This window comes from Corynebacterium sp. HMSC14H10 (assembly GCF_001807105.1).
GTDB classification, from domain to species: Bacteria; Actinomycetota; Actinomycetes; order Mycobacteriales; family Mycobacteriaceae; genus Corynebacterium; species Corynebacterium jeikeium_D.
In genome coordinates this window covers 1-9,056 of the sequence record NZ_KV787439.1, presented here as the reverse complement: position 1 = coordinate 9,056, position 9,056 = coordinate 1, and the positions used below count along the sequence as shown (strand labels likewise).

The 9,056-nt window shown below is 57.7% G+C and carries 9 protein-coding genes and 2 riboswitches; of the genes, 6 read left to right on the top strand and 3 right to left on the bottom strand.

Annotated features, from left to right (window positions below):
• Positions 1–31: 31 nt before the first annotated feature.
• Positions 32–625, bottom strand: a complete 594-nt coding sequence (epsC, locus tag HMPREF3135_RS07840; protein ID WP_070439056.1) for a serine O-acetyltransferase EpsC — start codon at positions 623–625, stop codon at positions 32–34.
• Between the two features lie 115 nt (positions 626–740).
• Positions 741–1,673, bottom strand: a complete 933-nt coding sequence (gene cysK / locus HMPREF3135_RS07835; RefSeq protein WP_070439054.1) for a cysteine synthase A — start codon at positions 1,671–1,673, stop codon at positions 741–743.
• 303 nt (positions 1,674–1,976) lie between these two features.
• A riboswitch (cobalamin riboswitch) is annotated at positions 1,977–2,246 on the top strand.
• A 66-nt stretch (positions 2,247–2,312) separates the two neighbouring features.
• Between cysK and HMPREF3135_RS07830 the strand changes: the two genes are divergently transcribed.
• The 5 genes from HMPREF3135_RS07830 to ramA all read left to right on the top strand — a co-directional run bounded on the left by HMPREF3135_RS07830 (position 2,313) and on the right by ramA (position 6,837).
• Positions 2,313–3,095 (top strand): energy-coupling factor ABC transporter permease, encoded by a 783-nt coding sequence (locus HMPREF3135_RS07830; protein ID WP_083280637.1) that lies wholly within the window; start codon positions 2,313–2,315, stop codon positions 3,093–3,095.
• A gap of 38 nt (positions 3,096–3,133) precedes the next feature.
• Positions 3,134–3,511, top strand: a complete 378-nt coding sequence (locus HMPREF3135_RS07825; protein ID WP_049173058.1) for an energy-coupling factor ABC transporter substrate-binding protein — start codon at positions 3,134–3,136, stop codon at positions 3,509–3,511.
• The gene (gene cbiQ, locus HMPREF3135_RS07820) at positions 3,508–4,245 is read left to right on the top strand and encodes a cobalt ECF transporter T component CbiQ (RefSeq protein WP_070439048.1); all 738 of its coding nucleotides are present in this window, start codon (positions 3,508–3,510) and stop codon (positions 4,243–4,245) included. The genes HMPREF3135_RS07825 and cbiQ overlap by 4 nt, the downstream gene beginning before the upstream one ends.
• Positions 4,246–4,247: 2 nt before the next feature.
• A complete protein-coding gene (locus tag HMPREF3135_RS07815) occupies positions 4,248–5,072 on the top strand; it encodes an energy-coupling factor ABC transporter ATP-binding protein (RefSeq protein WP_049190261.1) in 825 nt (274 codons plus the stop codon).
• A 194-nt stretch (positions 5,073–5,266) separates the two neighbouring features.
• A riboswitch (cobalamin riboswitch) is annotated at positions 5,267–5,524 on the bottom strand.
• Between the two features lie 476 nt (positions 5,525–6,000).
• Complete coding sequence (ramA, locus tag HMPREF3135_RS07810) at positions 6,001–6,837, top strand: acetate metabolism transcriptional regulator RamA (protein ID WP_005511953.1); 837 nt, start codon at positions 6,001–6,003, stop codon at positions 6,835–6,837.
• Positions 6,838–6,908: 71 nt separating this feature from the next.
• Here ramA and HMPREF3135_RS07805 read toward each other — a convergent pair whose 3' ends face one another.
• On the bottom strand, positions 6,909–7,508 hold the full coding sequence (locus tag HMPREF3135_RS07805) for a cob(I)yrinic acid a,c-diamide adenosyltransferase (RefSeq protein ID WP_049173053.1): 600 nt from the start codon (positions 7,506–7,508) through the stop codon (positions 6,909–6,911).
• Between the two features lie 47 nt (positions 7,509–7,555).
• Here HMPREF3135_RS07805 and murA point away from each other — a divergent pair, with 47 nt between their 5' ends.
• Positions 7,556–8,818, top strand: coding sequence for a UDP-N-acetylglucosamine 1-carboxyvinyltransferase (murA, locus tag HMPREF3135_RS07800; RefSeq protein WP_224433880.1), 1,263 nt, complete (start codon positions 7,556–7,558; stop codon positions 8,816–8,818).
• Positions 8,819–9,056: the final 238 nt, after the last annotated feature.

Here is a 9,056-nt window from a genome sequence, read left to right as displayed (position 1 = left end):
TTTTGTATGTAGAGCTAGTTTTAGGGCGGGGCTAGATGAAGTCTCCGTCACCCTGGACGTACACCGCCGGATCGCACAACGGCTTGTGCTCTTCGGGCTTGGCAGGGCGTACGCGGCCCGGAATTCCTATCACGATGGAATCGGGTGGGCAGCTGTGGGTGACCACGGAGTTGGCGCCGATTGATGAGCCTGCACCAATTGTGATGGGGCCAAGGACTTTCGCACCTGCTCCGACGGTGACGTTGTCCTCCAGGGTGGGGTGGCGTTTTACCTTCTCCAGTGAGCGGCCGCCAAGCGTCACGCCGTGGTAGAGCATGCAGCCGTCACCGATCTCTGCGGTTTCACCAATGACGATGCCCATACCGTGGTCGATGAAGAACCTTCGGCCAATTTGAGCGCCTGGGTGAATCTCAATACCAGTCAGCCAACGGGAAAACTGTGCGAGTACTCGTGCAATGCCCTTGGAAATCCCGCCTCGTTTCCAGAGGCGGTGCGAGAATCGATGAATCCAGATTGCGTGTAGGCCGGAGTAGACAATGGCATTTTCTACATCACTGCGCGCAGCTGGGTCGTGCGCGCGGGCATTGTCCAGATCCTCTTTGAGGATTCGGAAAAAGTCACTCATGGGCGTCAATTCTATCTGGTCGGAAGTGTGGGCAATGCAAAAACCCGCTTGCCGACGGAAAGTGCCAGCTAGCGGGCTCTGCAGAGAAGGTTACGGGCGTTTATAGCGCTTGGTCTTAGTCGCGCAGATCCTCGTACAGGATGGAGGAGACGTAGCGCTCGCCGAAGTCAGGAACAATCACGACGATGTTCTTGCCCTCGGACTCCGGGCGGGCTGCAATCTCGAGAGCAGCCTTGATGTTTGCACCGGCGGAAATGCCGCCGAGGATGCCCTCGGCTGCAGCGACCTTGCGGGAGACCTCAATAGCGTCCTCGTTGGTAACCGCAATGATCTCGTCGAGAAGCTCCTGATCGAGAACCTCTGGGACGAAGTTTGCGCCCAGGCCCTGAATCTTGTGCGGGCCGGCGGTGCCCTCGGTCAGCAGCGGGGAGGCCTTCGGCTCAACGGCAACCAGCTTGATGTCCGAGTTGTGCTTCTTCAGCGCGCGACCAGCACCGGTAATGGTGCCGCCGGTGCCGACACCAGCCACGAAGTAATCAACCTTGCCGTCGGTAGCTTCCCAGATTTCTTCACCAGTGGTTGCCTCGTGGATAGCCGGGTTGGCCGGGTTGGCGAACTGGGAAGCCAGGATTGCATTGTCGGTGTTAGCTACGATTTCGTTGGCCTTATCGACAGCACCGCGCATGCCATCCGCGCCCGGGGTGAGTACAAGCTCAGCGCCAAATGCGCGCAGAACGACGCGGCGCTCCTGGCTCATGGTGTCCGGCATAGTGAGAATGACCTTGTAACCGCGGGCTGCGCCGACCATTGCCAGCGCGATACCGGTGTTGCCCGAGGTGCCCTCGACGATGGTTCCGCCCGGCTTGAGCTCGCCAGAGCGCTCGGCGGCATCGATAATTGCGTTGCCGATGCGATCCTTGACCGAGTTGGCAGGGTTGTAAAACTCCAGCTTGGCAATCACGTTGCCCGGCAGGCCCTCGGTAACACGGTTGAGCTTAACCAGCGGGGTGTTGCCGATCAGTTCAGTGACATCGTTATAAATAGTCATTAATCTTATCCATTCCGGAAATCACAGAGGACTTCCTAATGAGTTTTCGCGTGTAGCCGTAGTGTACGCCTGATCCTGCAATTAGTACAGACCAGTTCGTCTATTTCATGGCTTGCGTAGGGAAGTGGAAGCTGTCAGTTCCGGTGTTGCCACCGTCATAGTCGCCGCGGCCGGCGTCGTCGCAGTCGCACCGCTATTGTCGCAATGCTCCTGCTCTTGCCACGTTAACGCTATCTCATTGCCTTGCTCGTCCTTACCTCCATTGTGAGGGTAAAGAGCATTAAAGTTTCTTAGAATCCACTATTCTGAGACGTGATTTACAGTGCACGGGAATGCCTTGTAAATAGGCAGCGGCCCTCGCCACTGTGATTGGGCGCGATTGCGGCCCTTATCTGCACAGCGGTTATATGCGACAACCGGAAAACGCAGACAATGGACTCAGCGATTGCGGTGCTTCGTCGAAGCCACTCAGGGGGACTCAAACCTTTGGGGAAGGAGACGAAGCATTAATAGAAGTGTGAAGCTTTCCTCAGCCCATCAGCCAGGAGACCGACTGTAAATCATCCAATTCGCGTCCGCGGATTGGCGGTCGAGCGGTGCTGTCGAGGTGAATAGCGCCGTAGAAAGATGATTTACATCATGCATATTGCTGAGGGATTTCTCCCAGTTACTCATTGCATTGGGTGGGGCGTAGCTGCCGCTCCCTTTGTCATTCACGGCGCAATTCAAGTCAAGCGCACTATGAAAGAACATCCCGGTAGCGGCATGCTGCTCGGTGCTGCCGGCGCGTTTACCTTCGTGCTTTCCGCAATCAAGATTCCATCCGTGACGGGTTCCACTTCGCACCCGACGGGTACAGGTTTTGGTGCTGTAATCTTCAAACCTCCGGTGATGGCGCTGCTTGGCTCCATCGTGTTGCTCTTCCAAGCAATCTTGCTCGCTCACGGCGGCATTACGACGCTCGGTGCGAACATCTTCTCCATGGCAATCGTCGGCCCGTGGGTCGGCTACGCCTTCTACGTATTGACTCGAAAGCTCGGCGGAGGCCTACTACCAGGTGTGTTTATGGCAGCGTTCTTGGCTGACCTCTCCACCTACGTGGTGACCTCCATGCAGCTCGCTCTTGCACACCCGGCAAACCCGGGCGGTGTCGGCGGCGCTCTGGCTACATTCCTCGGCCTGTTCGCTATCACGCAGATTCCGCTGGCAATCATCGAGGCTCTGGTCACCGTCATTCTCATGCGCACCCTGCTGGCCGTGGCACATTCTGAGCTCCTCGATCTCGGCTTCCTGTCCAGCTTCGGTGATGCGCCAGCACCGGCGCTGGACGCAAAGGATGCAGACACCACGACCGACGCTGTCGCAGGATCTGCCACTTCGCAGAATGCGGCAGCTGCATCCGTATCCGGCCAGAAGCGGTAGCCGTCGTCAAGCGAAAAGAAGCGAAAGAGAGCACGATTATGAATGCAAAAAACAACGCGCAGATTGTCGACGCACAGGCAGCTAGCCAGCCGAAGAAGAACTCCGTGTGGGTCAGCGTTGGTCTCATTGTCCTGGTAGTCGTAATTGCCATGTTCCCGCTGTTCTTCAACTACGGGGACGACGACGCCGAGGAGCCGTTCGCCGGCACTGATGCCACCGCTACGGAGACAATTCAGGAAATCGACCCGAACTACGAGCCGTGGTTCGAGCCACTCGTCGGCGAGCTGCCGGGTGAGGTCGAGTCGGGTCTGTTCGCGCTCCAGGCCGTTATCGGTGCTGGCGTCCTGTTCTACGTTATTGGCTTCTACCGAGGGAAGGCTGCTGCGCGTTCGGACAAGCGCGAGAAAGAGCAGTGAATGCGCTAGAAGCTGCAGCGGCGCGCAGCGCTTGGGCACGCCGCAACGTGGGTGAAAAGATTCTGCTGCTCGGTGGGCTGCTGATTCTGGCGGTTGCGCTACCGCCAATTCCCTTTGCACCGGTCATCGCGGTCATTGCTTGGTCTATTGCGTACATAGCCCGAGTGCCCCGCAAGCTGTATGCGGCAATGGTGCTGGCACCGGCGGCTTTTGTGCTCGTCGGCGCATTTCCGCTTTTGGTAGCGCTTACCTCCGACGGCCTTGCGTGGTCGCCGGATGGCCCGCAGCGAATGACGCAGGTTGTGATGCGTTCGTTTGCGGGTATCAGCTGCACGATGGTCTTTGCGCTGACCACTCCGATTTCGGAGCTCATTGCCTGGCTCGACAAGCACGGCATGCCTCGGTACCTGACGTACCTCGCCGAGGTGATTTATCGGATGACTGGCGTGCTGATTCACTCCGCGCGCTCAATGACGGAAGCGCAAGCACGACGCTTGGGACACTCCACGCGCCGGGCGATGATCCGAGATGTAGCGGCACAGTCCGCCAGCCTCTTTGTCATTGCCTTTACCCGCGCGCGCAAGATGCAAGAGGGAATCGAGCTGCGCGCCGATCCGAGCGCAATGAAAGTACTGGTGATTTCGCGGCCCAGGCAGCCGAAGTTCATCGTGATATCCAGTGCATTACTTTTGTCGTTGATTGCGGCCTGGGCGCTGCTGAAATGGGGTGTATAGGGATGTCGAGCAGCAGGAAAAATCGCGCTGATCACGTACATGGTGCCAACGGTGTCATTGTCGAAGCGGCTGCAGTTACATACGCTTACGACGAAACCCACGTTCTGAAAGGCGTGGATCTGGCAATTTCGGGTGGCGAGCGCCTAGCGCTGTTGGGGGCAAACGGTTCGGGCAAGTCCACGCTGTTGCGTATGCTCGCGGGAGCGTCTAAGCCCAATAGTGGTGAGGTCCGCCTTGACGGCACCGTCTACACGTACTCCCGGCACGGCCGCAATGCGGTCCGTCGCTCAGTGCAGATGGTCACGCAGGATCCGGATGAGCAAATCTTCGCGGCTAGCGTGTTTGCAGACGTCTCGTTCGGTCCCGTCAACCTGGGGCTTAAGAACGAGGAAGTCGAACGGCGCGTCCGGCAGGCTCTAGGTACCGCCGAGATCACCGATCTCGCCGAACGCGTTCCGCACCAGCTTTCCTATGGTCAGCGCAAGCGCGTCGCTCTCGCTGGTGCGCTGGCGATGCATCCGCGTGTGCTGCTTCTCGACGAGCCCTCCGCCGGCCTCGATCCGCAGGCGACCCGAAAGCTTGCACACACGCTCAATCAATTGCGCGATCAGAGCACTGCCGTCGTCGTCGCCACGCACGACATCGACTTCGCGTGGAATTTCGCCGATAGGGCAGCGGTGCTTGCCGACGGCAAACTGCGCGTCGGCGCCAAGGAAGAAATTTTGGCCGATCGACGGTTGGTCGAACATGCTCGACTGGCTTTGCCCTGGGCGCCCGTGGTCTCCAAGGCGATTGGGCGAGATGTGTGCCATCCAGAGGATGTTTAGGCGAGTGGCTTGGTTGGTGAATAGCTCATCGATATGTGCAGCTAAACCGCGCTAAAAATGAGAAAAACGCCCGCGGGCAGGGCGTAATGCCTATGAAAATAGGCCTAGAAATATAGGCGAAGCTGTCGCATTTCTTCGCTTCCATTTCACGTCACACCTGTCCGCGGGCGATCTCCGTGGCCGTGGCACTTTGCAGTGTCCTCGGCGCATCAGGCAGGTATTCGGACTTTCTGGCGTGACCGACAATAAGGGGATGACGACTGCCGCTTGCTTCGATGCTTACGTGCAGAACCTTATTATCAGTTTTCCTACTTTTCGCCGCTTCCCAAGGTTGAAATAACCTCAGTGCCGTTGGCGAATTTTGTTCCAGATTACCGCTGCGGGACAGTTCCGGAATTGCACCGGATTCCCTCTTGCGTTTGCTGTGCACCACCTTCGGACAACCACGTGGAGGACGTAGCATTGAAAGTGGAACTCAACAAAACCTGTTGCAGTGATAACAATAGCGCAATGAACTAAATAAGCGAAGGTCTTTTTTCGAAAATGTCCGCATTGGGGGTAAAACGCTGTTCATTACCCTCCGTTATCAACATTCACGCAGTTTGTTAGCGGAAAAATTGTTACCCCCTGCCTTGCGCCTATTTGGCGACAGCGGGGCTAATGGCAGGATTTATCCTGGTGTTTTCTTTACGTACTTGTAGAGAAACCTAGTTGTTTCCTAAGATTGTGTGACGGATGCCTTAATGCAGGTGTACCCGTTCGGAGGGTACTATCTACTTTGTACGGTTTACAGCCCCCGAAAGGGTCAGTGGCCGCTGAGCGGTAGTTGGCCATTTCGTAGGAGCGTAAGTCGGCGCGAAGTCACAGGCTGATGGTGCCTTTGTGGGTACCAGTGAAGCAATTTGCCCGTTACGCAGGAGGACGCGAGATGGATCCCCACCGCATTCTGGACGACAATGAGGTTATTAAGTCGTCCTTGGTCGCCCTAAAGAATGCGACTGGTATTCCGGTCACAATGTATGCGGAAGTCACCGATAACTCGAAGATGCAGATCAACAACTGGGTTGGCCTGCGTACTCCGGCCCTGCAGAATCTGACTGTGGAATCGGGCGCGGGTGTCGGTGGTCGCGTGTTGGCCACGCGTCGCCCGGTGGGTGTCAGTGACTACCTGCGCGCCAAGGTTATTACCCATGAGTATGACGACAAGATTCGTGACGAAGGCCTGCACTCGCTGGTCGCCGTGCCGGTGATCGTTTCGCGTCTTGTCCGTGGCGTGCTCTACGGTGGCGTGCACTCCTCGGTGCGCCTGGGGGACAAGGTTCTTGAAGAGGTCACAATGACCGCCCGTTGCCTGGAGCAGGACCTCGCTGTCGTCGATGCCTGCCGCAACATGGATCGTTCTGGCAACGGTAAGGGCGGCCGCATCATGAATGGCGCTGAGTGGGAGCAGGTTCGTTCCACGCACTCCAAGCTGCGCATGCTCGCTAACCGTGTGGATGACGAGAAGCTGCGCCAGGAACTCGAGGTGCTCTGTGACCAGATGGTCACCCCGGTTCGCGTCAAGCAGACCACCAAGCTGTCGGCTCGTGAGCTCGATGTTCTCGCCTGTGTCGCCCTCGGTCACACCAACGTCGAGGCCGCAGAGGAAATGGGCATCGGTGCCGAGACGGTTAAGTCCTACCTCCGCTCCGTAATGCGCAAGCTGGGCGCCCATACTCGCTACGAGGCCGTCAACGCGGCCCGTCGCATCGGCGCACTGCCGTAAACCGCTTGACGACGGTTCCTTTGCGCCCAAACCCGCGGGTATTGGGGTAGTCAGTTCTGCTACTTGCTCCGCTACTTACCCCCTGCTTGCCGCTGGGCTTCGCGCTCACCACCGGGGATCCACTTAACGTCGTTTCCGTCATTGGCCACTCTCGAAAGAATAAACAACAGGTCAGACAGGCGATTGAGATACTTCGCCGGTAGGACTGAGGTGGTTTCGGGAAATTCGCGGCAGGCAGCCCATGCTGCACGCTCGGCTCGGCGAGTAATCACCCGAGCTGTGTGTAGCAGTGCTGCGGCTGGTGTGCCTCCCGGGAGGATGAAGGAATCCAGTTTCGGCAGTTGTTCATTGAATTGGTCGCACCAGTGCTCGAGTCGCTCGATGTAATCCGGCTCGATACGCAACGGCGGGTACTTCGGGTTTTCTTCAATAGGTGTTGCCAGGTCGGCTCCGGCATCAAATAGGTCATTCTGCACGTAGCGAATGACAGCCGAGATTTCGTCGTCAAGCGTGCCGAAACTGAGCGCCTGGCCGAGTGCGGCGTTGGCCTCCTCGCACGTGGCGTAGGCGATAAGGCGAGAATCATCCTTGGGAACGCGGCTGAAATCGGATAATCCAGTGGTGCCGTCGTCGCCGGTGCGAGTGTAAATGCGAGTTAGATGAACGCTCATAGCTTCAAGCCTAAGCGCGATATTGCGAAATGTGGTTGGCTGGGGGAGTGGGAAATGAGCGATTTCTGGTTAAAGGCGGAGCGACGCTAAATGGTCAGGTTCAGATTTCCGGGGCGAAGAACTCGGTTCTGAAACTGATGGGTGCGGCGCTTCTCGCCGAGGGCACGACAGTACTGACGAACTGCCCTGAAATTGATGACGTGCCATTGATGCAAAAGGTCCTCGAAGGGCTCGGCTGCTCCGTTACGCGCGAGGGCGACCGGATTGAGATCACGGTGCCCGAAGAACTCTCGCATCACGCCGACTTCGATGCCGTGCGCCAGTTCCGCGCTTCGGTCTGTGTGCTCGGGCCGCTGACGGCGCGTACCCGTAACGCGATTGTCGCACTGCCCGGTGGTGACGCTATTGGTTCCCGCCCGCTGGACATGCATCAGGCTGGCCTGGAGAAATTGGGCGCGCGCACCTATATTCACCACGGTTGCGTGGTGGCTGAGGCGGGGCGACTCAAGGGGGCGAACATCAAGCTGGACTTCCCGTCCGTCGGCGCGACCGAGAATATTCTGACCGCGGCCGTACTAGCGGAAGGTACGACTGTGCTGGATAACGCCGCCCGTGAGCCCGAAATTGTCGACCTGTGCGAGATGCTCGTGGAGATGGGCGCCAAGATTTCGGGTGCGGGATCTAACACCATCACGGTTGAGGGCGTCGAGAAGCTGCACCCGACTGAGCACAAGGTCGTCGGCGACCGAATTATCGCAGGGACCTGGGCTTATGCTGCAGCGATGACCGGCGGCGATATTACGGTCGTTGGCATTAACCCTAAATACCTGCACCTTCCTCTGGAAAAACTGAAGAACGCAGGCGCTCAGGTCGAGACCTACCCGCAGGGCTTCCGCGTGCGTATGGACGGGCGTCCGCAGGGTGTGAACTACCAAACGCTGCCTTACCCTGGCTTTCCGACGGACATGCAGCCCATGGCCATTGCTCTGTCTGCGGTGTCCGAAGGGACGTCGGTGCTTACCGAGAACGTTTTTGAGTCGCGCTTCCGGTTTGTCGACGAGATGATTCGCCTCGGCACTGACGCGACTATCGATGGTCATCACGTGATGATTCGCGGAAAGGAAACGTTGAGTTCGGCACCTGTGTGGTCTTCGGACATTCGCGCCGGAGCGGGACTAGTGCTTGCTGGGCTGTGCACTGAAGAAGGTGACGTCACTGAGGTGCACGATGTCTATCACATTGATCGCGGTTACCCGGGCTTCGTAGAGACACTCAATTCTCTTGGCGCATCGGTTGAACGGGTTAGCTAGTGATTGTTGGCCTCTGGTCAGTGGCTAACGGCTAAGCGCACGGTGCTAGTTAAACACGCGGTGCGGAAAACCATCGCAAGTCTTCGGTTCTGGATGCTTCAGAACCGTAGGGAGTGATTCTCCTGTGGTGGCTTGTGGTGGTTTTCTCTATTTTACCTGGGGTTTTGTGTCTTTGGTGGGGTGTGTGTAATGTATTCGGGGTCAGCGCGGCCAGGCAGTTTATGTGTTTGGTTGGCTG